Below are 22170 nucleotides of genomic sequence, written 5' to 3'. Positions count from 1 at the left end.
GGTCCACCGTGGGGCGACCCGCTGATCCCACCCGGCGCGAGCGCACGCTGGAGCAGGCGACCGACTACGTGCTGGCGCACGGCTTGGCCGGGCTGAGCCTGCGGCCGTTGGCCGCAGCCCTCGACACCAGCCCACGGATGCTGCTCTACGACTTCGGCAGCAAGCAGGAGTTGGTCGCGGCGGTCCTCGCCGAGGCCCGTCGCCGAGGTGCTGTGCGCCTGGCCGGGCGCCTTCCGAGAAATACGGGCTCCGTACAGGAGCGGCTGCGTGGCATCTGGGCGTGGATCAGTGCGGACGAACGTGCGCCGTTCGTCCGGCTGTTCTTCGAGGTGCACGCCGACGGACTGGTGCACCCCGAGAACTACCCCGACCAGGGCGAGGCCATCACGGACTGGTTCGACACGCTCGGCGCCACCTTCCGCGACGTCTCCACCGGTCCTGACGACACCGTCACGCCCACGTTGGTCATGGCCGTTGTCCGGGGTCTGCTGTTCGATCTCACGGCCACCGGCGACCGCCACCGCGCCGATCGTGCGCTGGACCGCTTCGCCGAACTCCTGAACCGGTGAGCGGTCCCGGCAAGGACTCGAGGTCGAATCAAGGGTATGGATGACGGAGGCGTGGCGCTCGCAGTGGCGGGCGAGGCGGGTGGGTGGGTGGGAGGCGTTTTGCCAGGCGTGGGTGCGTTCCACGCGCCACCCCGACGTGCCACCCCGACGTGTCACCCCGGTGTGCCCGGATCCGCGCCTTCCCGCCCCTGCGCGCGATGTGGCCGAGCGGGCGCCGCGTCTGTCCTGCGGCCGGGCCACCGCCGCCGCGCCTGTCCGCGCGCCCTCTAAACCTTGGGCTGCGGGCTAAACCCGGGGCCGCGGGCTAGACCCGGGGCCGCGGGCCGGTGCGGGCGTCGGTCCGCAGGCCGGTCGCCCGCAGGCCGATCCGGACCGCCAGCCCGCCGCCGGACGCGTCCCGCAGGGCCACCGTGCCGCCGTCGTCGGTCACCAACTGCTTGACGATGGCGAGCCCGAGCCCCGAACCCGAGCGCCCGGTGAGGCCCTGACCTCGCCAGAACCGGTCGAACGCCCGGGACTGCTCGGCGGCGGACATGCCCGGGCCCTGGTCGAGCACCTCCAGCACCACCTCGTCCCCGGCCGCCGCCTCAAGCCGGACGGTGATGGTGGCGCCGTCGGGGGAGACCTCCAGGGCGTTGGAGAGCACGTTGTCCAGCACCTGGTCCAGGTTGCCGGGGCCGGCCAGGACGTGCAGGCGTTCGTCGGGGTCCCCGGTGAGCGCGATGGTCACGCCGCGCTCGTCGGCGGCGGGCCGCCAGACGCTGAGCCGCTCCTCGACCAGCTCGCGCAGCGCCAGCGGCTCCGGGGCCGAGACCTTGGCCTCGGCCCGGGCCAGCACCAGCAGGCCGCTGACCAGCCGGCTCATCCGGACGACCTCGGCGGTGGCCTGGTCCACGTCCTCGCGCACGAACTCGTCGTCGACGCCGTCGGCGATGTTGTCGAGGGAGAGCCGCAGCGCGGTGAGCGGGGTGCGCAGTTGGTGCGAGGCGTCCGCGACGAAGATCCGCTGGGAGGCGACCAGGGTGTCGAGCCGCTCGGCGCCCTGGTTCAGGGTCCGGGCCAGCGTCCGGGTCTCCTGTGGGCCGGTGACGGGGGAGCGGGCGGTGAGATCCCCGTCGCTGAACCGGCTGGCCATGTCGTTGAGCTGCCGCAGCGGCTTGGTGAGCAGCCGGGCCACGATCGCGCCGAGCCCGGCGGCCACCGCGATCACGCCGACGGCGAGGATCGCGCGGAAGCCCCAGATCCGCCAGAGCCGGTCGCTGAGGTCGGCGGTCGCGTACCGGATGCGCACCGCGCCGACGATCCGCCCCCCGCCGGTGGCACCGGTGGTACTGGTGGCACCGGCAGTGCTCCCGGCAGCACCAGTACTGGCAGGACCACCAGTGCTGGCAGGAACGGCAGTACCGGGCGCACCGACTGCACCCGCGGCACTGACGCTCGCGCCCGTTGTGCCTGTCGCCGCGCTTGCTGTTGTGCCTGTCGCCGTGCCCGCCCCGGCGCCCGCCGCATCCGACCGGGCGTGTGCGGGGACGGTGACCACCAACTCCGGTCCCCAGACGAGGCTCGAACCCCAGTCCGCCGTGCTCCGCCCGCTCCGCAGCGCGTCGGTGAAGGCCCGGTCCGCGGGGTGGGCGGGCAGGGGCAGTGGCGGAACGGCCGTCCCGTCGGCGGCCACCGCCTCCACCGTTCCCGGGGTCTCGTCCGCGTACGCCCCAGCGACCCGGGCCAGCGCCTGCCGGGCGGGCTCGTCGCCGTCGCCGAGCAGCAGCGCCATGGTGGTCGCCTCGCGGCGCACCGACTCCTCGGTGTCGCCGCGCAGCTGGGCGGTGAGCGTGAACGCCACCGGGACGGTGAACGCCGCCAGCGCCACGCCGACCAGCAGGACGTAGCTGACGATCAGCCGGCGGATCACGAAACGCGCCCACCGTCTGCCGCCGGGCCCCCAAGCGCCGGTCCCCCAAGCGCCGGTCCCCCAAGCGCCGGTCCCCCAAGTGCTGGATCCCCATGTGCCGGGCCGCCGTTCCCCAGGTTCCCGAGCGCCGGGCCCCCGTCTCCCGGGCCCCCGTCTCCCGGGCCCCCGTCCCCCGGGCCGGCGATCACCAGCCGGAAGCCCACGCCGCGCACCGCCTCGATCGCCACGGCCCCGGCGAGCTTGCGCCGCAGCGCGGCCACGTGCACGTCCAGCGTCTTGGTCGGCCCGAACCAGTTGGCGTCCCAGACCGCCTCCATGATCTGCTCGCGCGACATCAGCGCGCCCGGCTCCTCCGTCAGGAAGGCCAGCAGGTCGTACTCCTTCGGCGTGAGCGCCACCTCAGCCGCGTCCAGCCACACCCGTGCGGCCTTCCGGTCGACGGTGAGCCGTGCGCCGTACCGCTCAGGACCGGTCGTCGGCTGGGCCTTAGGTTGCACCCGCCGCATCACCGCCCTGATCCGGGCGATCACCTCGCGCACCCCGAACGGCTTGGAGACGTAGTCGTCCGCACCGATCTCCAGCCCGACGACCCGGTCCGTCTCGTCGCTGCGCGCGCTGATCACGATGATCGGCACGTCCCCGCGTCGGCGCAGTGCCCGGCAGACGTCCAGCCCGTCGGTGTCCGGCAGCCCGAGATCCAGCAGCACCAGGTCGTAGGGTGCGGCGGCGGCCAGCGCGGCCGTCCCGGTGGTCACCCACTCGACCTCGAACCCGTACCGCACCAGCCCGCGCTGCAGTGACTCCGCGACCGGCTCATCGTCCTCCACCAGCAATACACGCACGACCCGAACCCTATTGACCCGTCCCGGCCCTCCTGACACCGCCACCCCACGCCGCCACCCCACGCCGCGAAGCCGGCCGGCAGACCCCACTGGCAGACCCACTGGCCGGCAGCTGTGAAGTCGCCCGCCCCACGCCCGGGCCACCTCTCCGCCGAACGCCAGGGCCGGCGGACGGCCTGTGCCCGCCGGCGGCAGAGCGGGCGGGGCCGTCGGAACGGGTGGGGCCGGCTGGACCGCTCCGGGACTGACGCTGTCCCTCACCGTCTCGGTACCGCAGGGACCCGCACCGGACCGGTGGTGGTCCGTTCGTCCCACCGGGACGGGCAGCCCCCACAGGTCTGCACGACGCGCGCGAGTGTCCGGTCATCCGCCGTCCCCGCCGTCCCCGCCGTACCCGCCGTACCCGCCGTCCCCGCCGTACCCGCCGTCCGTCGAGCGCGCCACGATGGGTCGTTCGGGGGCGGCCGCCTCGGCTCGAAAAGCAGTTGCCGGTGTGCGGCGGCGCGCGGCGATACTCCCGCATGAGCAGAATCGCGCAGGTCATCGTTCTCGCGCACTACGCGGATGAGGTCATGGAGCCGCTGACCAGGCCCGACGAGTCGCGCAGCTGGTGCGGCCAGTTCACGCCGCTGAACCTCTTCGTCGGCGGGTGGGTCATCGAGTTCGAGCGGATGCGGCCTCGTACCGGGCTGCTGAAGCACCTCGAATCGCTTCCGTGGCCCGACCCGGGGAAGGTCCAGGTGCTGATCCACGACGAGGAGGACGACTGCTTCGGGCTCTGGATGATCCACGACGGTCGGCTGCTCGAAGTCCCCCTGCCGCGCACCCGGCGTTTCCATCCCGCTGCGCCGCCCACCGACGAGTTTCCACCGAGCCCCGGTTACCTGTGGCGGACGGACGCGGGCATCCCGCCACCTGACGGCCTCTCCGCCGAGCGCCAGGATCCGAGGCCGGCCTGGTGACCGCCGACGGCGGAGCGGGCGGGCCGGCCTGGTAGCCACCAAGGGCAGAACGGGTGGGGCCGGCGGCGCCCTCGGGGTTGGCGGCGCCCTCGGGGTTGGCAGGGCCGGACGGACCGCCCTATGACACCCCGGCCCCGGGCGCCAGCTCCGGACCGGCTGCGGCGAGGAACCCCGTGAGGCCGATGATGCCGCCGTCCCCGCCGTCCCCGCCGTCCCCGGAACGCCCCTCAGGCCCGTGCCGTCGCCTGGAGTGCGGCCACGAGGCGGGTGAGTGCCGGCCGGCCCCAGGCGGTCTTCCGGACGGCGGCGTGGATGGAGCGGACCGGCTCGGGGGTGCGCAGCCTCCGTACGGTCACGCCGGGGTGGCGCCGGGCGGCAAGCCCCAGCAGGGGGACCAGGGCGACGCCGAGGCCGGCCGCGACGAATCCCTGGGCGGTCGGGTAGTCCTCGCTGTCCACCGCGAAGCCGGGGCGGAAGCCGGCGGCGGCGCAGGCGTCCAGGACGGTGTCCTGGCAGGCGCCGGGGCGTTCGCTGCCGACCCAGGGTTCGCCGGCGAGGTCGGCCAGGTCGAGGACGCGCTTCGCGGCGAGCGGGTGTCCCTTCCTGAGAACCGCGCGGTACGGGTCGTCGAGCAGGTGGACGAGGTGCAGACCGGGATGGTCGTGCTCCCTGGGGCGGACCACCACGGCGAGGTCGGCCCGGCCCTGGAGGACCTCGTCCAGCGGGTCCTCGGGGTCGGTCATGCCGAGGTCGAGGCGGACGCCCGGGTGGTCGGCGCGGAATGCGGCGACCGCGGGGGCGACCAGGGCGGCGCCCGCGGTGGCGAAGTAGCGGACCGTCAGCGAGCCGCTTCGCCCGGCCAGCAGGTCGGCGAGCGCGGCCCCCGCCTCGGCCACCTGCCGTTCGATGACGGCGGCGTGCTCGGCCAGCAGCCGCCCGGCGGCGGTCGGCCGGACGCCGCGGCCGACGCGTTCGAGCAGTGCCGTCCCGGTCTCCTTCTCCAGCACCGCGACCTGCTGGCTGATGGCGGACGGGGTGTAGCCGAGGGCGGTGGCGGCCGCGCTCACCGAACCGCCGCTGACCACGGCACGGAGCACCTGGAGACGTCGCACGTCGAGCATGTAGGCCAGCTTAAAGGTGGTGCAGAACATTTCACTTGTCCTGTCGCATCCGGGCGGGCAGCGTTCGTAGCACCGCCTCGGAACCGGCCGAGGACCGGATGAGAGACAGGTGTCCCGTGGTACGGATGGCCGTTCTTGCCCTGCTGTGGGGCTCGGGCTTCCTATGGACCAAGCTCGCGCTGCGCCACGGGCTGTCCCCCGTGCAGATCACCGTGCTGCGTTCCGCCCTCGGAGCCGCGGTCCTGCTGGTCCTCGCCCGTTCCGCCCGCCAGCGCCTGCCGCGCGGCGCCGTGATCTGGCGCCACCTCGTCGTCGCGGCCTTCCTCTGCAACACGCTGCCGTTCTTCCTGGCCGCGCAGGGCGTGCAGGCGGTCGGCTCGGGGCTGGCCGGGGTGCTCAACGCGACGACCCCGCTCTGGTCCCTGTTGATCGGCCTCGCCACCGGCACCGAGCGCCGCCGGAACCCGCTGCGCCTGGGGGGCCTGCTGCTCGGCTTCGCGGGCGTGCTGCTGATCTTCTCGCCCTGGCAGGAGAACCCGGCGGGGGACGGCGGCGCGTTCGGCTGGGGCGTCCTGGCCCTGCTCGGCGCTGCGGCCGGGTACGCCGTCGCCTTCACGTACATGGGGCGCGTGCTCACCGGCACCGGCACCGGACCACTCGCCCTCTCCGCCGCGCAGCTCAGCGCCGCGGCCGGTCTCAGCACGCTGGCGCTGCCCGCCGCCGAGGGTACGACGTCCGGGCTCAACGTCCGGGCACTGCTGGCCGTGGTCGTTCTCGGGGTGTTCTGCACGGGGCTCACCTTCCACCTCAACTACCGGCTGATCGCCGTCGAGGGCGCCACCGGCGCGGCCACCGTCGGCTACCTGCTGCCGGTCGTCTCGACGGCGCTCGGCGCGCTGTTCCTCGACGAGGCGTTGAGCGTGCGGACCGTGGCGGGAATGATCGTGGTGCTGGCCGGGGTCTTCCTGACCCGGCAGCACCGCGAACCACCTGCCGGCCCCGCCAACCCGCCACCCGGGCCGGTCACCCCCACGGTCGCCATCCCCACCGCCGTGCCGACTCCCGCCCCGACCCCCACCCCGACCCCCACCCCGACCCCGACCCCGCCCACGACCCGCACCCGCACCTCCACCCGCACTCCCACCTCCACCCCGCCCCCCACGGCCCGCGACCGGACGGATGGACCATGGGCCCCGAAACACCTTGGCGGATAGGCGACTTCCGCACCCTCTTCACCGCCACCGCCACCGCACTCGCCCGGCTCGGCACCGGCATCGGCTACGTCGCCCTCCCGCTCAGCGCCGTCACGGCGCTCGACCCGAGCGCCGGGCAGGTCGGGGCGCCGGACACGTCGAGCACCCTCGCGTTCCTGCTGATCGGCCAGCCCGCCGGGGCCTGGGCGGACCGGATGCGCCACCGTCGCGTGCTCGTCGGCCCCTCCCTAACCAGCCGGCCGGCGCGGCGGAGGCGGGCCCCGGGTGTCCACGATCCGCCCACCCGCTGAAAGCCATTGACCTCAAGCGCACTTGAAGATCAATCATGGACACCATGAACACGAACCAGGGAAGCACCGCCGAGATCGAAGCCATCAAGCAGGTCGTCGCCACCGTCGAGCACGCCCAGGTGAACGAACTCGCCGAGGAGTTCATCGGGCTCTTCCGTGAGGACGCGATCTGGACCACCGGCCACGGCAAGCGCCTCACCGGTCGCGAGGAGATCGCCGAGTTCACCCGGAAGGTGCTCCCCGGCACCTTCGCGGGCAGCGGCAACACCGCCTCCTACGAGGTGGTGCACGTCCTCTTCATCCGCCCCGACGTCGTCGCGGTGAAGGTCCGTCAGCGCTACCTGGGCGCGGACGGCGTGCAGATCGGCGCCGAGGGCAGCCCGCTCTACGTCATGGCCAAGGAGGAAGGCCGCTGGCTGCTGACGGCAAATCAGAACACCCTGGTGGTCGAGGAGTAGCGGGAGCATTCGGGGCTGCGGGGGGAGGGGGAGTCTGCCCGCCGCGAGGAGGCCCCGGTGGCGGTCGGCGTGCCCGGTGAGGTCCCGGCCGGTGATCCTGCGCGTGTCGTGGACGGCGAACGGGGGGCGGTGGGGCATGCGGGTGAGGTGGGCGGTGGCGTCGAAGAGGGCGAGGAGCTCGGCGACGGTGAAGCGGTTGGAGCCCGCCCGCTCCCGCCCGGCAGCGCTCCACCGCCGGGCGGGAGCAGGCCTGAGGGCGTTCGGCCCGGGACCCGTTCCGGTCCTCCGGGGCGTTCAGCTTCCCGCGGCAGGACGGCTCTCGGCCGCCGGGCCCCCGGCGTGCGGGAACGGGCAGCCGCCGGAGGGCCCGGGCCCGTCCTCGAAGGTGCCCAGCTCACTGACCCGGTAGCCGCCGGGGTAGCCGCGCACCTGGCGGCCGTCCCGGGCCAGGTGCGGCTTGCGGCGGGGCGGGAGGAGACGGACCAGGCGGCCGCGCAGCCACATGCCGGTCCGGACGGCGCGCCGCAGGGCGGCCGGCGGCGCCGGGTAGCCGAAGGCCTCGCGCAGCGGGTCGTCGAGGAGGCAGAGGGAGGAGGTGCGCATGGACGGGCGTGCCGGGGCCGGGTACCAGGAGGCCATCAGCCCGAGGGTGGCGTCCGAGACGTCGCGGCCGCCCTGGTCGTAGCCGAAGTGGACGCGCTCGTAGTCGTCCAGCAGCCGCTCGAACTCCTCGTACGTCTCCGGGATGCCGCTCAGGCCCATGTGGCGGCCCAGTTCCCGGTAGTAGTTGGTGGTGGCCCGGACCTCGTGCGGCGAGTACGGCCGCCAGCCGTAGTCGTCCAGCCAGCGCTTGGGGACCACGACGAACGTGGCGAGGACGTACACGAAGTCCTCGTTGGAGATGTCGTACCGGCGGTGCATCTGGTTCATCCGCCGGATCGCCTCCCGCCCCTGCTCGGAGGCGAAACCGTGCTCGACGACGGCCTCCAGGATCAGCACGGTGTCGTCGTAGCGCTTCTGCGCACGCCGGGTGAACTCGCCGGTCTGCGCGAGCAGCTGGCCGATGCTGGGCACGGCGTAGGTGCGGTAGAGCGCGAAGCTGAGCGACTGGGTGGTGTCCCAGGGGAACTCGTACCAGCTGCTGATCCGGTAGATCTCGGTGAACTCGGTCTCCGGGTCCATGCGCTGAATTTTCTTCAGCCAGTCGTATCGCTGCACAGGCCGACCTTAGGGGCCGGTCAGGGGCGGGTCAACGCGCTCCGGCCGACGGGGCGGGGGCGATGAGTGGGGGGCGACGGGGCAGGGGAGGTGCCCAGGTCGGGCGCCGTGCCGGGCACCGCTGCCGGGCCGCCGTCGGTGGCTCCCGCCACCCCCGTGGAAGAGGATGGTGAAGTCACCCTGCGCCCGCTCACCCGCCCGGGCGGCGGCGTCGCGGTGATCGCCCACGGCACCCCGCTCTGGGCGCAGGACGAAGACTGTCCGGGCAGCACCTCCCGCTCGGCATCCGGGGGCCGGTGGCGACGCAGCCTGCCAGACCCGGCCGCTCATCGGCCGACCTCCCCGGGGCGAGCCTGGTGGCGAGCCGGGGGCGGGGCAGGTGGTTCAGGCCAGCAGCCCACCCGTGTACGGGTCCTCGGCGAGCATCCGCCAGGAGTGCGCGGGCGTCGCGAACGCCTCGGGGTCGACCGCCATCACCCGCGCGTCGACCACGCTGAGCAGCAGCGCGTGCGGGTCGAACACCTCCCACTCGGCCTGCCCGTCCCCGTCCTCCCAGCGCTGCCACTCGGCGCGCAGCCTCTCGTACGTCCAGAGCGCGTACAGCAGCGCCGAGAGGTCCCGGTTGAGGTAGGCCGCGGGCTCGCCGTCCTCGTACCAGTCCGGCAGTTCCAGCCGGCCGGTGACGCCGTCGAGCGCGATCAGCAGGTCGTGCGGCCACCAGCCGATCGCGAGGAAGCCCCGCTGGTAGTCGCGGTCGACCCCGGTCTCCGCGTCCTCGTAGGCCGCGGGGTGCGCCTGCTCGACGGTGACCAGCGGCCCGTCCTCCGACACCCCGAACATCTCCCCGCCGAGCGGCAGCCCCACCTCGGTGAGCAGTCGTCTGGTCGGCTCGTGGACCAGGCCCGCCGGCAGCTCCTTGGGCCGGTAACGACGCACCTGCCCGTCGTCGTCGGTCAGCGCTGCGAGGTCCTCGACCAGGTCCGGACCGAACTCGTAGGCGAGGCCGTCCGTGCCGGCGCCCGGTCGGGCGCCCCAGGCCAGCGAGGCGACCAGCACCGCGGTGCCCCAGTGCGCCGGAGGCCGCTCCCCGCCTCCGGCGAACAGCCGTGGATCGATCTCCCGCATCCGCTGCCCGGTCGTCGCGGCGACGGCGGACGCGATCCGCGCACCCCGCCGTCCGTCGGCCGCCTCCCGGTCCGCGGCGGCCAGGGACACGGCCTCGGTCTCCCGCATCAGCCCGGCGAGCGCGGGCAGGTCGGTCGCGAGCAGGTCGTGGCGGAGCGTCCCGCCCTCCTGCTCGACGAGCCGGACCTCTCCGCCCACCCCGTCGAGCACCACCAGGCTGCCGCAGTAGTCCGTCTCCCCGAGGACGAACAGCCGCCCGTCGCCCAGGACCTCACCACCCTGCCGGGCAGTGAGCAGCTTCGGCGGGCCCGCGGCCAGCCGCCGGAAGTCCAGCAGCGCCGCCCGCTCCGGCAGCCCCTCCGTCACCAGGAACTCCCGGCTCCCCGCATGCGTCAGCCCCGCCGGCAGCTCAGCTTCCAGCATCACGTCACTCCCCACCCCGACTCACACCGACCTACGCCGACTCACATCGACCTACGCCGACTCACATCGATCACGTCCGGAGCCCGACCCTAAACGCTGCCGTGCGGGGGTTCACGGCAGTGCTCCTGGTAGGAGCGGTCGGACGGCGGGCCCGGCCGGAGGGCCGGGCCCGTGAGCCGTGCGGCTCACGCCCTCCGCGGGGCCGTGCGGCTCACGCCCTTCGAGGGGCTGTGCCGCTCAGGCTGACGGGTGGAGGACGGCCTCGACGATCTCGCGGACCCGCTCCGGGGTGATGCCGGTGCGCTGTTCGACGGCGAGCGGGTGGTCGGTGGGCTCCAGCTCGATGGTGGGGCGCTCGCCGACCGGACGGGTGTGGACGTGGGTCTTGAGGTTGAGCGTGCCGGGGGAGTAGACGAGGAGGTCGGTGGTCAACCAGCCGAAGTAGGGCGGCTCGCCCTCCCGGCCGGGGGTGGTCCACAGCTCGGTCGCGCGGGCGAAGTTGGGCTCGCTGAGGGAGACCCAGACGCCCCACGAGAACACGTCGGTGGTGCCGAGCACCGGTATCTCGATCAGGCCCTTGACGAAGAAGTGCTTTCCCTTGACCACGCACTGGTCCTCGGACAGCATGCTGTCGCGCCGCTTCCCGTACTTCTCCTTCCAGACGTGGGGCGCCGCGGCGGAGAAGCCCATGGGCGGTTCCGCGTGGTACTCGCCACAGCAGGAACAGGTGAAACCGGGGACGTCAGCCATGGGCGGGAGCTTAACGACCGATGATGCACCGCTCTGACCTGGGGTGATGCTCGGCCATGGCCATGGCCATGGCCGTGGCCGTGGCCGTGGCCGGTCACCGTGTCGTGGTGGCCAGCCCCGCCTCGTAGGCGATGATCACCAGCTGGACGCGGTCGCGCGCGTCCAACTTGCTGAGCAGTCGTGCCACATGGGACTTGGCGGTGGCGACGGAGATGAACAGCTCGTCGGCGATCTCGGTGTTCGAGCGGCCCCGGCCGACCAGGGTGAGGACCTCCCGCTCGCGTTCGGTGATGCCCGCGATCGTTCGGGACGGCGCGGGGGCGCCGCCGGGTGCGGGGCGGTCGAGGAAGTCGGCGATCAGGCGCCGGGTGACGCCCGGTGCGATCAGGGCGTCCCCGGCGGCGACCACGCGGACCGCCGCCAGGATGTCGTCCACCGCCATGTCCTTGACCGCGAAGCCGCTGGCGCCCGCCCGCAGCGCGCCGTAGACGTACTCGTCCTCGTCGAAGGTGGTCAGGACCAGGACGCGGGTGGAGCCGGAGGCGGCGGTGATCAGGCGGGTGGCCTCGATGCCGTCCATGCCGGGCATCCGGATGTCCATCACCACCACGTCCGGGCCGACCTCCTGGGCCAGCCGGACCGCCTCGGCGCCCGACCCGGCCTCGCCGACGACCTCCAGGTCGGGGTGGTCGGCCATGATCACGCGCAGGCCGGAGCGGACCAGCGGCTGGTCGTCGACCAGGACGACGCGGATGCTCATCGGACGCCCGCCCGCCCGGTCCCGGGCGCCTGCGGAGCCGGCCGCGAACCCGCTCGGGGTTCCGGCTGCGACACCGCCGGGGGGACCGGTCGCGAACCCGCCTGCGGAGCTGGCTGCGGCACCGCCCGCGACAGCGTCCGAGGGAGTGGCAGCCGCGCCGCCACCCGGAACCCGCCCTCCGGGCGCGGCCCGGCGCTGAACCGTCCGTGCAGCAGGCTGACGCGCTCGCGCATGCCGGTGATGCCGAAACCGGACCCCGCCGGACTCGGCGTCCCGCGCCCGTCGTCGAGGACCTCCACCGACAACTCCTCCACCCCGTAGTCGATGGCCACCCGGCAGCTCCCGGTGCCCGCATGGCGGACCACGTTGGTCACCGCCTCCTGCACGATACGGTAGGCGGACAGGTCGATGTCGGCCGGCAGCCGGCGCCGCTCGCCGGCCCACTGCACCTCGACCCGGACCCCTGCGTCCGCGGTCGCCGCCACCAGCCGCTCGACGTCCGCGAGCCCCGGCGTCGGAGCGAGCGGAGCCGACCCCGACCCGGCCCCCGGTCCCGACCCCGTGCCGGTGTCCGCATCGGCCTGACGGAGCGCCACCAGTGTCCGCCGCAGGCCCGCCAGGGTCTCCCGGCTGGTGGACTCGATCGCCCGCAGCGCCTCGCGCGCCTCGGCCGGCTGCGTCTCGATGACCCGGCTGCCCACCCCGGCCTGGATGGCGATGATCCCGATGCTGTGCGCGACCATGTCGTGCAACTCGCGGGCGATCCGCAGCCGTTCCGCGGTCACCGCCTCGGCGATCTCCTGCGAGCGCAGGGCCACCGCGTGCTCGCGGCGCTCGCGGAGCAGCAGGCCGACCACGCAGCAGGTGACCAGCGCCAGGAGGGCGACCAGGGCGACGCCCACCATGTTGTCGGGGCGGGTGAACAGGCCGACGGCGAGGAACTGCAGCAGGAGCGCCACCGTGACGGCGGCGATCGAGGTGCGCCGTGACCGGGTGGCGACCACCAGGCCCAGCACGAGGTCCACCGTCAGGAACGGCAGGAACGTCATCGCGCTCTGGCCCGGGCTCAGCACCACCACACTCAGCGCGCCGAACAGGGTCAGTGCCAGGGCCGTCAGCGGACGGCGGCGCAGCAGACCGAGGAGCAGGCTCCCGGCGAGCAGCCCCCCGAGGGCGTGCAGGTCGCCGTTGGCCCGCGGCGCGCCGGTCATCAGCAGCAGCACCACGACGGGGTAGCACGCCCCGCCGGCCCAGGCGGCGAGCCGGTGGGCCCGTGCCACCTCGGAGGGCGTGCCGGCCCCGGTGGCCGCACCCGCATCGGTCCCTCCGCCCGCTTCGCTCGCCCCGTTCGGCCTGGTCGTTCCACTTGCTCCGCCTGCTCCGCCCGCCCCGCTCGTCATGCCGCGAGACTAGCCGTCCGCCGCCCGTCGGACATTGGCCCCAGGGCGTACGCCCCCGGGCGAAGCGGCCCGTGCAACTGTCGTCCCCGGCCTGATGCCCGGTGCGGGGTCCGGCCGGAAGAGTCGGTGCCGTGATCGAAGTCAACGAACTCACCAAGACGTACGGCGGCAGGACCGCCGTGGACGACCTGTCGTTCACCGTCCGGCCCGGTCAGGTCACCGGGTTCCTCGGGCCCAACGGCGCCGGCAAGACCACCACCCTGCGACTGATCCTCGGCCTGGACGCGCCCACCGCCGGCACGGCCACCGTCGGCGGCGTCCCGTTCCGCAGCCACCGGCGCGGACTGCGGCACGTCGGGGCCCTGCTGGACGCGGGGCACGTCCACGGCGGGCGGACCGCCGAGGCCCATCTGGCGGCGCTGGCCCGCAGCAACGGCATCGCGCGGAGCCGGGTGGCCGAGGTGCTGGCGGAGGTGGGCCTGGCCGAGGCGGCGCGTCGCCGGATCGGCGGGTTCTCGCTCGGCATGAAGCAGCGGCTCGGCATCGCCACCGCCCTGCTCGGGGACCCGCCGGTGCTGCTGTTCGACGAGCCCGTCAACGGCATGGACCCGGAGGGCGTGCTCTGGGTCCGCCGACTCTTCCGCCGGCTGGCCGCGGAGGGCCGGACGGTGTTCCTCTCCAGCCACCTGATGGCGGAGATGGAGCAGACCGCCGACCAGCTCGTCGTCATCGGGCAGGGCCGGCTGGTCGCCGCCGAGCCGGTCCGGGCCTTCGCCGCCCGCGGCACCCGGCTCGAAGTCGTGGTCGGTACCCCGCAGGCCGCCGAACTGACCGTGCTGCTGACCGCGGCCGGCGCCTCGGTCGAACCGGAGGGCTCGGCCGGGGCCGAGCGGCTCGTCGTGACCGGGGCGGCGGCCGACCGGATCGGCGCACTCGCCGCCGAACACCGCATCGTGCTCACCGAACTCACCACCCGCAGCTCCTCGTTGGAGGAGGCGTTCATGGAACTGACCGCAGACCGCGTCGACTACCAGGCAGGACGGACCCGATGACCGCACTCGCCCCCGAGCCCGCCGGCGTCTCCCCGGCCTCCTCGTTCCCCTCCTCCCCTTCCTCCTCCACCTCCGCCGCCGGCCGGACGGCCGAGCCGCCCGCGCGCTTCGGTGACGTGTTCGCCGCCGAGTGGATCAAGCTGCGCTCGCTGCGCTCCACCCCGTGGATCCTCGCCTTCACCGCCCTCTTCGTCGTCGGCTCCTCCGCGGCGGCGGCGCTGGCGGAGTCCGCCAACCTCGTGGGGGTCGAGATGGCGGCCCGCCCCAACGAGGGCTTCCTGGTGTTCGACGCCTATCCGGTGCCCGGCTACCTGACGTTGATGCTCGTCGCCGGCAGCCTCGGCACGTTCAGCGTCGTCAACGAGTACGGCAGCGGGCTGATCCGCACCACCATGGTGGCGGTGCCCGCGCGCCGCGAGGTGGTGCTGGCGAAGGCGGCGGTCGTCACCGCGGTCTGGACCGTGGCCGGCACGGTGACCTCGATCGGCTCGTTCACCGTCTCCCAGGCGATCCTGAACGGGCATCAGGCGGGCGTGCCGATCGGTCACCCCGGTGTCCTGCGCGCCGTGGTGGTGTCCGCGCTGGTGGCCCCGGTCTGCGCGCTGGTCGGACTGTGCTTCGGCGTCCTGGTCCGGCACGGCGCGGCGGCCACGGTCACCACCGGCTTCGTGCTGCTGATGCTGCCGGTGTTCTTCTCGACCTCGGTGCGCTGGTCCGCCGACGTCAACCACCTGATGGTGTCCTCCGCCTGGAAGCGTCTGGTCCAGCACTGGTCGCCGCCGCCCGGCAGCGGCTTCGACTACCCCACCGTCTCCGGCTCCTGGGCCGTGCTGGCGGTCTGGCCGCTGGCCGCCGTCGTCCTCTCGCTGGTCGTCGTGCGGCGCCGTGACGTCTGAGGTGCCGTGACGGCCGAGACGCCGTGACGCCCGAGGCGCCGTGAGAAGTGCTGACGTGTGATCAAAGCCGCGGGTTGCCCTAGGATCGACAGCCCATGGACGCCAATGCGGAAAACCTGATGATCACTGTTCCGTCGGGCCGGGTGACACTGTCCGACCGGCGGACCCAGCGCAGTTGGCCGGTGGATCTCGCGCCCTACCGGCTCGCGGCGTTCCCGGTCACCCAGGCGTTGTACGCGGAGGTGACCGGCGACCGGCCGGGCACCGTCGAGGGGGACCGCCTGCCCGTCGAGAGCGTCTCCTGGTGGGACGCGGTCCGCTTCTGCAACACCCTCTCCCACCGCGACGGCCTCACCCCCGCCTACCACCCCGACCCCGAGGCCGAGACCGTCACGTGGGACCAGGACGCCGACGGGTACCGGCTGCCCACCGAGGCCGAGTGGGAGCACGCCTGCCGCGCCGGTACCACCGGGCCGCACTACGGCCCGCTGGACGAGATCGCCTGGTACCGCGGCAACTCGGACGAGCGGATCCACGAGGTGGGCGGCAAGCAGCCCAACCCCTGGGGATTCCACGACATGCTCGGCAACGTCTGGAACTGGTGCTGGGACGTCTACGACGCCGAGGTCTACGGCAGCTACCGGGTCCTGCGCGGCGGCGGCTGGTTCGACGAGCACTGGAGCTGCCGCGCTTCCGCCCGCCGCCGCAGCCACCCCACCTACCGCGTCGACGACGTCGGCTTCCGCATCGCCCGTTCCCTCACCTCCTGAGGCCACAGGGCAGTTCGGCGCGTTCAGCGCGGTTCAGCGCGGTTCAATGCGGCCGCAGGACGGCGCAGGACGGCGCAGGACGGCGCAGGACGGTTCAGGCGGTTTGGCGCGGAGAGGGCGGTGACCGGGGTACGGCCGGTCGGAGCCGGGCCGTGCCCCGGTCGGGCCCGCGCAGGGCCCGACGCCGCCGACTGGGAGGATCTCCGGCATGACCTCAGGCCTGACCTCCCCGTTCCGCGTTCTCCACGTCCTCGGCGACCGCCCGTTCGCCGAGGTCGGTCAGCCCGTCCTCGCCGTGTCCGACGAGGGTCGCGGCCTGCTCGCCGTCGCGGGCGAGCCCGGGTTCGCCGGGGCGGCGACGGCGGGGGTGTACGGCACGGGGGACCTCGGCTGCCGGGCCGTGCTCCGGACGCGCTTCCCGGTCCACGCGCTGGCCTTCCACCCCACGGAGCCCCTGCTCGCCGTCGGCACCGGGGAGTACGACGGCGGCTACTTCTTCGAGGGCGAGCTGTTCCTGCTCGACTGGGAAACGGGCGCCACCACCTCCCTCATCGAGCACAACCTCGGCCGCCAGGTCCTCGGACTGACCTGGCTCGACGGGCAGGCCCTGCGCGTGCTGATGGCACCGCCCGACGACTGGAAGGACCGGAAGGCGCACGTCGAGGGCCACGCAGCCGTCGTGCGGCGGCCCGACTGGCGCGCCGTCGCACCCCGTTCGCTCACCGGCGCCGACCTGGCCGGCCCCCGGATGCCCGCCCCGCGCACCGACGGCGAGGACGCGGCCCGCCGGGTGCTCTCCGCGCTGGGCCCGGACTGGGAGCCCCGGCGGCACGTCCTCGCCGTCGAGGAGCTGCTGGACGGCGCGGTCCTGGCCACCCTCGACCGGGAGGAGGAGGACGGCCCGGAGCCGCCCGTGTGCACCGCCCTCGCCGACGGCCTGCTGATCCAGCACCGGACCACGGCCTACGTCGACCGGCACGAGCGCCTGCGGATCCGTTACGGCAGCCGGGACTACGTCAACCGGGCCCCCGGGGCCGGCCGGAAGCCGAAGCCGCACTGGCTCTCGGTGCGGTCCCCCGAGGGGAAGGGCGTCCAGCCCCTGTTCCCGTTCTCCTGGGAGCCCGGGGAGACGCACTTCCCCGGCCCGGGCGTGGAGACCGACGACGGCGACCTGGTGCACGCCGGCACCGTCTACGACGGCCGCGGGCTGCAGCCCGGCGGCTCCTTCGTCGTCCGCCGCGCGGCCACCGACGGCGCGCCCCGCTGGGTCTTCCGGACCGACCACGTCGCCACCGACCTCGACACCGGGCCGGACACCGGGCCGGACACCGGGCCGGACACCGCCTACCTCGCCTACCGCAACGGCGAGCTCCTGGCCCTCGACCTCCACGACGGCACGCTGCGCTGGCGCCACCGGCTGACCGTCGCCGGTGTCCCCGCCGTCCCGACGGCGCTCACCGTCACCGGCCCCGGCCGCCTGCTCGTCGGCACGGCCGACGGCCGGGTCCTGGACTGCGCGACCGCGTGACCGGCCGCGTCCTGCGGCCCGTGCTGAAGCCGCCGGCCGTCTGCCGCCTGCCCGGCTCTCACCCCGCGCAGGCTGAGTGACCGACAGGGCCCAGCAGGCCTGGGCGGCATAGGGAGAGGTGGCTTGTCGGCGCCGCTGCCTGGAGTGGCCGCGCGAATGCGTGGTGATCATCATCTGCGCGCGGGGGGAAGGTCGGTGTCATGGGTGACGGCATTCAGTGGTTGATGGATCGCGATGACTGGTGTTACGGCATCGTCTTCGCCCGTGGCCTCACGCCGGAGGAGCTCGCCCTGCGGATGGGTGGCGTGCCGGGATCCGTCCTGTCGCGGATCACGGGCATGGAGGCGTGGGACGTGGTCATGGACGACGGGACGGATGACGAGGATCTGGTGCGCGTCGGCGCGGACGCGGGGTGGTCCTTCGCCCTGGAGTACGGCGTTCCCACAGCGGCGGAGCGGTTGGCGGACATCTCGCGGGGCGGGGTGGAAGTCGTCCATCTGGATCCTCAACCCGACCATCCGCCGAAGCAGTTCGCCTACGCCAGGGACGGGGAGGACATCTGTTCCTTCGGCCTCGGTGAAGAGGTCTGGCGGTGGGGTCGGCAGCCGGACTTCCTGCTGGCCGATCTGGTGCGGGCCGGTGTGCTCCTCCCGGACGGCGAGTCCGCCCGCCCGGACGAGGAGCGCGTCGAGGACGAGGGCCGTGCCGCACTGGCGATGTTCGAGTCCCGGTTCGGCCTCGCTCTGCCCCACGACGTGGAAGGGCGGCGGCTTCCAGCGTTCGTGATCCGGTGATCCTCGGCCTGGGGAACGCATCCCTGCCGTCACCTCGCTCACCGAACAACCGAACAACCTCGGCGCGACCGGTCGGACCTCGGTCGGATGCGGCAGCACGGATGTCCTGTCTCGGTGAAGGATGAGTGATCTCACCGAAGTCTGACTGCTGGTGAGTTCGCCTCCGCCCCCGACTTGGGCAGCAGGCAGGGCGCCGCCAGGTCGCACACATCCGAACGAACCCGGGGGCCGGTCCGCGTACTCGTGCGAGGACGACACCGTTCGGGGATTCCGCCCGGGGCGGGATCCCCGAACGGGGACCACCCTTCAGGCGGCAATCACCTGCGAGAGTGGCGAGAGTCGTCAGGGCGCCGGGCTCACTTGCCCAGTTGCCACGCGGATGCGTAGGTGATGTCCATAATGCCCAGGTGCTGGTCAAGGACGCTCAAGTCGCTGTAGCTGGCGAGCTGCGTCCCGGACGCGTCCAGCACGGGGATCCCGTTGGGGATGAACCTCCCGCCGCGGACGGTCAGCACGGGCTGTCCGTCCTTGTACTCCAGTGTCAACGTGCCGACCTCCTCGGGCTTGACCTCGGACGCCGGGACAGGCGTCGGTTGCAGGGGCGCCGTTGCCTCGGGGGTGGGAGTCAGCCCGAGGCGTGCCATCTGCTCGGGTGACATCTGGGTCTTGGCGGGGCCCTTCGAGTTGGGCGTGGTCTCGGACATGGCTGTCTCCTCACTGGTCGGCTTGCTGCCGAAGCGCCTGGATCATCCCATGACGGACCGTCAGCGGGTCGTCACTCCCGCCATGGTGCTGACGGTCTGTCATAGCCGATTTCCGCCGAGAATCACGACCTGCAGCGGCCCGGTCCGCGCCCCGCACGGCAATGCTCGGGACGAGGCGAGATTGCCCCCCGGGACAAAGCCTGCCGCGCCGGCGCGGCGCAGGCAGGAATCCGACAGTACGGATGAGGCCGGGTGGGGATCTGCCGGCTGCACGGGGGTGGGATGCATGGAAGAGGCCGTTCTGCGCCTTGCCGTGGCCCTGCCAACAGGGGCGGTCAAGCTTCGACGAGACGATCCGGCCGGTCGTCGGCCCTCGATGGGATCGATCGACCTTCGACACCATGCGGCAGCACGGAGCGTGACCGGCCGGGTGGGCGAATCGGACTTGAATCTTTGCGAACGAATGTTCGATCCTGGGGGTGTGCCCGTTTTCGAACCTGTTTTCGAATCCACCGCCGAGCGGCAGCCGCTCCGCCCGGTGGTGCCTGCGGCTGCGCTCGTGGGCGTCGCCGGGGAGGGAGCCGGGCGGCGGGGGCTGCTGCCGGTGCTGCCGGCGTTGGGGGAGGTACTGCCGGAGGGCGGGCTGCGGCGGGGGACGGTGGTGTCGGTCGGGGGCGGGGACCTCGGGCTGCTGCTGGCGCTGGCGGCCGGAGTGGGGGAGTCGGACGGCGGGTGGGCGGCGGCGGTGGGGCTGCCGGACCTGGGGCTGGCCGCGGCCGCCGGGTACGGGCTGGACCTGCGGCGGCTGCTGGTGGCGGACGACCCCGGACCGCACTGGGCCGAGGTGGTCTCGGTGCTGGCCGGGGCGGTCGAGCTGATCATGCTGCGCCCGGACGGGCCGGTGGCACCGAAGCCGGCCGCCCGGCTGGCGGCCGTGCTGCGGCGCAGCGGGTGCGTGCTGCTGGTGGCCGGGCCGTGGCCCGGTGCGGGGCTGCGGCTGGGTGTGCGGTCCGGGCGGTGGTTCGGGCTGGGGGACGGGCACGGGCAGCTCACCGGGCGGCAGGTGGAGGTGGTGGCCGAGGGCCGCGGTTCGGCGGTGCGCGGGCGTACCGCCCGGCTCTGGCTGCCGGACGAGCACGGCGAGGTGCGGGCGGTGGCGGAGGCCGCCGAGGTGATCGGGACGGGGGAGGACGTGACGTCGGGGGCCGGGGCGGCTCTCGAACGTATGGCGGTGGTGTGAGGTGACCGGAAGCGGAGTGGCCGGGGCGGCCGAGGAGGCCGGCGCGGTCGGTACGGCGGGAACGCCGCGGGTGCTGGTGGTCTGGTGTCCGGACTGGCCGGTGACGGCCGTCATGGGGTCCGCGGCGCACGGCGAGGCCGGTGACGACGCCCCGGTGGCGGTGGTCACCGGTGGGCGGATCCTGGCGTGCTCGGAGGCGGCCCGGGCGGCCGGGGTGCGGCAGGGGCAGCGCCTCAAGCTGGCCCAGCGGCTCTGCCCGGCGCTGGAACTGCGCGACCGTGACCCGGAGGCGGAGACCCGGCGGTTCGAACCGGTCGTCGCGGCGGTGGAGGCGTTCACGTCCCGGGTGGAGGTGCTGCGCCCGGGCCTGTGCGCGATCCCGGTGAAGGGGCCGAGCCGGTACTTCGGCGGCGAGGAGGCGCTGGCGGCCAAGGTGCAGGGCGCGGTGGCGGCCGCCCTGGCCCGGCCGATGGACGGGGCCGGGGGCCAGGTCGGGGACCAGGTCGAGGACGGGAGCGGGAGCGGGAGCGGGAGCGGGAACGGGCATCGGGGTGGGAACGGGTTCCGGGACGAGAACGTGTCGGGCGACGCCGGGCCGGGGCCGCAGGACCACCCCGCCGACGCCGCTGCCGGCCGTCCGGAGGTGCACCCCGCCGACGCCGACCGGGCCGGAGCCCGCCGCCGGGCCGCGGCCGTGGACGAGCTGTTCGCCGCCGCACCGGCGGCCCGGGACGGTGCACGGGGCGGCTTCGCCCACCCGGCCGCGTACCCGCCGCCGGTCCGCCCCGCCGGAACCACTCCCGCCGGTACCGCCCCGGCGGAGGCCACCCCCGCCGGAACGCCCCCCGCCGGAACCACCCCCGCCGGAACCGCCCCCGCGGAGGCGGCCCTCGCCGGAACCGCCCCCCACGGCCAGGTCGGCGTTGCAGACGGCCTGTTCGCCGCCGTGCTGGCCGCCCGCGCCGGGGTGCTGGTGCCGGCCGGCCGGACGGCCGAGTTCCTCGCCCCCTACCCGGTGGCCGCGCTCGGCGACGAGGTGTTGGCGGAGCTGCTGGACCGCCTCGGCCTTCCCACCGTCGGGTCGTTCGCCGCGCTGCCCGCCGAGTCGGTCGCGGACCGGTTCGGCCCGCCCGGGACGGCCGCGCACCGGCTGGCCCGAGGCCTGCAACCGCGCCCGCTGGTACCGCGTACGGAGGGCCCGGACCTCTCCGTCGAGCAGCGCTTCGACCCGCCGGAGCCGCTCGCCGAGCCGTTGGTGTTCGTCGCCCGCACGCTCGCCGAGCGGTTGCACCAGAGGCTCGCCGGGGCGGGGCTGACCTGCCAGCGGGTCGCGGTCGAGGTGTCCTGCGCGGACGGGCGGACCGTTTCGCGGCTCTGGCGGCACGAGGGCCGGCTGTCGGCGACGGCGCTGGCCGAGCGGGTCCGCTGGCAGCTCCAGGCCTGGCAGGGCGCGGGCACCTTCGCCGTACCGGGCGAGGCGGAACACGACGCGGGCTTCACCGCCCTGCGCCTCGTCCCCGACGACCTCTCCCCCGACCAGGGCCGGCAGTTGGCGCTCTGGGGGCAGGCGGTTGCGGACGACCGGGTGGAGCGCGCGGTGGCCCGGGTGCAGGCGGTGCTCGGGCATGCCGGGCTGCGCCGGATCGAGCCGGCCGGTGGGCGGGGGCCGGGCGAGCAGGCGGTCCGGGTGCCGTGGGGCGAGCCGTATGACCCGGCGGCGCCGGCCGACGCGCCGTGGCCCGGCCGGCTGCGCGACGTCTGGCCGGCGGTGGTGCACCGCACCCCGGTGCCGGTCGTGGTGCTGGACGCGGACGATCGGCCGGTGGTGGTCGACGGGCGGGCGGGCGTGTCGGCCAGGCCGGCCCGGGTGGCGGTGCGGGGGCGGGAGCTGGTGGTGGACGGCTGGACCGGGCCCTGGCCGGCGGTCGAGTACTGGTGGGACCGGTCGCTGGCCCGCCGCCGGGCGCGTTTCCAGGTCACGGTGGCGGACGGCCGGGCGCTGCTGCTCACGGTGGAAGGCGGTGAGTGGTTCCTGGAGGCCGGTTACGACTGACCCGGCCATCCGCGCCAGGGGGGCAGGCAAGGGGGGAGGCACCAGAACAGGCACGTCACGAAAGCAGGCACGAAACAGGAACCGCAGGC

At 74.2% G+C, this 22170-nt stretch carries 21 protein-coding genes; 12 read left to right on the top strand and 9 right to left on the bottom strand.

Going from position 1 to position 22170, the window contains the following annotated elements:
* Positions 1-8 precede the first annotated feature (8 nt).
* Complete coding sequence (locus tag ACFC1F_RS10355) at positions 9-569, top strand: TetR/AcrR family transcriptional regulator (protein ID WP_209414392.1); 561 nt, start codon at positions 9-11, stop codon at positions 567-569.
* Positions 570-873: 304 nt separating this feature from the next.
* Here ACFC1F_RS10355 and ACFC1F_RS10350 read toward each other — a convergent pair whose 3' ends face one another.
* A complete protein-coding gene (locus ACFC1F_RS10350) occupies positions 874-2481 on the bottom strand; it encodes an ATP-binding protein (protein ID WP_376157035.1) in 1608 nt (535 codons plus the stop codon).
* Entirely contained in the window at positions 2478-3323 is an 846-nt protein-coding gene (locus ACFC1F_RS10345; protein ID WP_376157033.1) for a response regulator transcription factor, read from the bottom strand. Before ACFC1F_RS10345 ends, ACFC1F_RS10350 begins: the two co-directional genes overlap by 4 nt.
* 521 nt (positions 3324-3844) lie before the next feature.
* Here ACFC1F_RS10345 and ACFC1F_RS10340 point away from each other — a divergent pair.
* Entirely contained in the window at positions 3845-4285 is a 441-nt protein-coding gene (locus ACFC1F_RS10340) for a hypothetical protein (protein WP_376157032.1), read from the top strand.
* Between the two features lie 227 nt (positions 4286-4512).
* Here the strand turns inward: ACFC1F_RS10340 and ACFC1F_RS10335 are convergent, their stop codons facing one another.
* Positions 4513-5406, bottom strand: coding sequence for a LysR family transcriptional regulator (locus tag ACFC1F_RS10335; protein ID WP_376157030.1), 894 nt, complete (start codon positions 5404-5406; stop codon positions 4513-4515).
* 125 nt (positions 5407-5531) lie between these two features.
* Here ACFC1F_RS10335 and ACFC1F_RS10330 point away from each other — a divergent pair, with 125 nt between their 5' ends.
* Genes ACFC1F_RS10330 through ACFC1F_RS10320 form a run of 3 tightly spaced genes read left to right on the top strand, consistent with a single transcriptional unit; the run spans position 5532 to position 7368 of the window.
* Positions 5532-6620 (top strand): DMT family transporter, encoded by a 1089-nt coding sequence (locus ACFC1F_RS10330; protein WP_376157028.1) that lies wholly within the window; start codon positions 5532-5534, stop codon positions 6618-6620.
* Positions 6593-6910 carry a hypothetical protein gene (locus ACFC1F_RS10325; RefSeq protein WP_376157027.1) on the top strand — a complete coding sequence of 106 codons (318 nt, stop codon included), beginning with the start codon at positions 6593-6595 and terminating at the stop codon, positions 6908-6910. Before ACFC1F_RS10330 ends, ACFC1F_RS10325 begins: the two co-directional genes overlap by 28 nt.
* A 44-nt stretch (positions 6911-6954) precedes the next feature.
* Entirely contained in the window at positions 6955-7368 is a 414-nt protein-coding gene (locus ACFC1F_RS10320; RefSeq protein ID WP_376157026.1) for an SgcJ/EcaC family oxidoreductase, read from the top strand.
* 294 nt (positions 7369-7662) lie between these two features.
* Here the strand turns inward: ACFC1F_RS10320 and ACFC1F_RS10315 are convergent, their stop codons facing one another.
* From ACFC1F_RS10315 to ACFC1F_RS10295, 5 genes are all read right to left on the bottom strand, one after another.
* Positions 7663-8586, bottom strand: a complete 924-nt coding sequence (locus ACFC1F_RS10315) for an oxygenase MpaB family protein (RefSeq protein ID WP_376157025.1) — start codon at positions 8584-8586, stop codon at positions 7663-7665.
* A gap of 384 nt (positions 8587-8970) precedes the next feature.
* Positions 8971-10134 carry an SUKH-4 family immunity protein gene (locus ACFC1F_RS10310; RefSeq protein ID WP_376157023.1) on the bottom strand — a complete coding sequence of 388 codons (1164 nt, stop codon included), beginning with the start codon at positions 10132-10134 and terminating at the stop codon, positions 8971-8973.
* 237 nt (positions 10135-10371) lie between these two features.
* Positions 10372-10884: a DUF2199 domain-containing protein gene (locus ACFC1F_RS10305; RefSeq protein ID WP_376157022.1), complete on the bottom strand. Its 513-nt coding sequence runs from the start codon at positions 10882-10884 to the stop codon at positions 10372-10374.
* Positions 10885-10978: 94 nt separating this feature from the next.
* Positions 10979-11644 carry a response regulator gene (locus ACFC1F_RS10300; protein ID WP_376157021.1) on the bottom strand — a complete coding sequence of 222 codons (666 nt, stop codon included), beginning with the start codon at positions 11642-11644 and terminating at the stop codon, positions 10979-10981.
* Positions 11641-12924: a sensor histidine kinase gene (locus tag ACFC1F_RS10295; protein WP_376157019.1), complete on the bottom strand. Its 1284-nt coding sequence runs from the start codon at positions 12922-12924 to the stop codon at positions 11641-11643. Before ACFC1F_RS10295 ends, ACFC1F_RS10300 begins: the two co-directional genes overlap by 4 nt.
* A 251-nt stretch (positions 12925-13175) precedes the next feature.
* Between ACFC1F_RS10295 and ACFC1F_RS10290 the strand changes: the two genes are divergently transcribed.
* The 5 genes from ACFC1F_RS10290 (at position 13176) to ACFC1F_RS10270 (ending at position 18084) form a co-directional block, all read left to right on the top strand.
* Positions 13176-14096 (top strand): ABC transporter ATP-binding protein, encoded by a 921-nt coding sequence (locus ACFC1F_RS10290; RefSeq protein ID WP_376157017.1) that lies wholly within the window; start codon positions 13176-13178, stop codon positions 14094-14096.
* On the top strand, positions 14093-14992 hold the full coding sequence (locus ACFC1F_RS10285) for an ABC transporter permease (protein WP_376157015.1): 900 nt from the start codon (positions 14093-14095) through the stop codon (positions 14990-14992). Before ACFC1F_RS10290 ends, ACFC1F_RS10285 begins: the two co-directional genes overlap by 4 nt.
* A gap of 119 nt (positions 14993-15111) precedes the next feature.
* Positions 15112-15762, top strand: coding sequence for a formylglycine-generating enzyme family protein (locus tag ACFC1F_RS10280; protein WP_374106102.1), 651 nt, complete (start codon positions 15112-15114; stop codon positions 15760-15762).
* A 208-nt stretch (positions 15763-15970) separates the two neighbouring features.
* On the top strand, positions 15971-17290 hold the full coding sequence (locus ACFC1F_RS10275; protein ID WP_376157014.1) for a hypothetical protein: 1320 nt from the start codon (positions 15971-15973) through the stop codon (positions 17288-17290).
* Positions 17291-17490: 200 nt separating this feature from the next.
* Positions 17491-18084, top strand: a complete 594-nt coding sequence (locus ACFC1F_RS10270) for a DUF6461 domain-containing protein (RefSeq protein WP_376157013.1) — start codon at positions 17491-17493, stop codon at positions 18082-18084.
* 356 nt (positions 18085-18440) lie between these two features.
* Here the strand turns inward: ACFC1F_RS10270 and ACFC1F_RS10265 are convergent, their stop codons facing one another.
* Positions 18441-18788, bottom strand: a complete 348-nt coding sequence (locus tag ACFC1F_RS10265; protein WP_209414421.1) for a hypothetical protein — start codon at positions 18786-18788, stop codon at positions 18441-18443.
* Between the two features lie 481 nt (positions 18789-19269).
* Between ACFC1F_RS10265 and ACFC1F_RS10260 the strand changes: the two genes are divergently transcribed.
* Entirely contained in the window at positions 19270-20028 is a 759-nt protein-coding gene (locus ACFC1F_RS10260; protein WP_376157012.1) for a hypothetical protein, read from the top strand.
* Between the two features lies 1 nt (position 20029).
* Positions 20030-22081, top strand: a complete 2052-nt coding sequence (locus tag ACFC1F_RS10255; RefSeq protein WP_376157011.1) for a hypothetical protein — start codon at positions 20030-20032, stop codon at positions 22079-22081.
* The last annotated feature ends 89 nt before the right edge of the window (positions 22082-22170 follow it).

The organism is Kitasatospora sp. NPDC056181, assembly GCF_042266225.1.
In the GTDB taxonomy this organism is placed as follows: Bacteria; Actinomycetota; Actinomycetes; order Streptomycetales; family Streptomycetaceae; genus Kitasatospora.
Note: the sequence above shows the minus strand (reverse complement) of the source record. Positions and strands in the feature narration are given on the sequence as shown.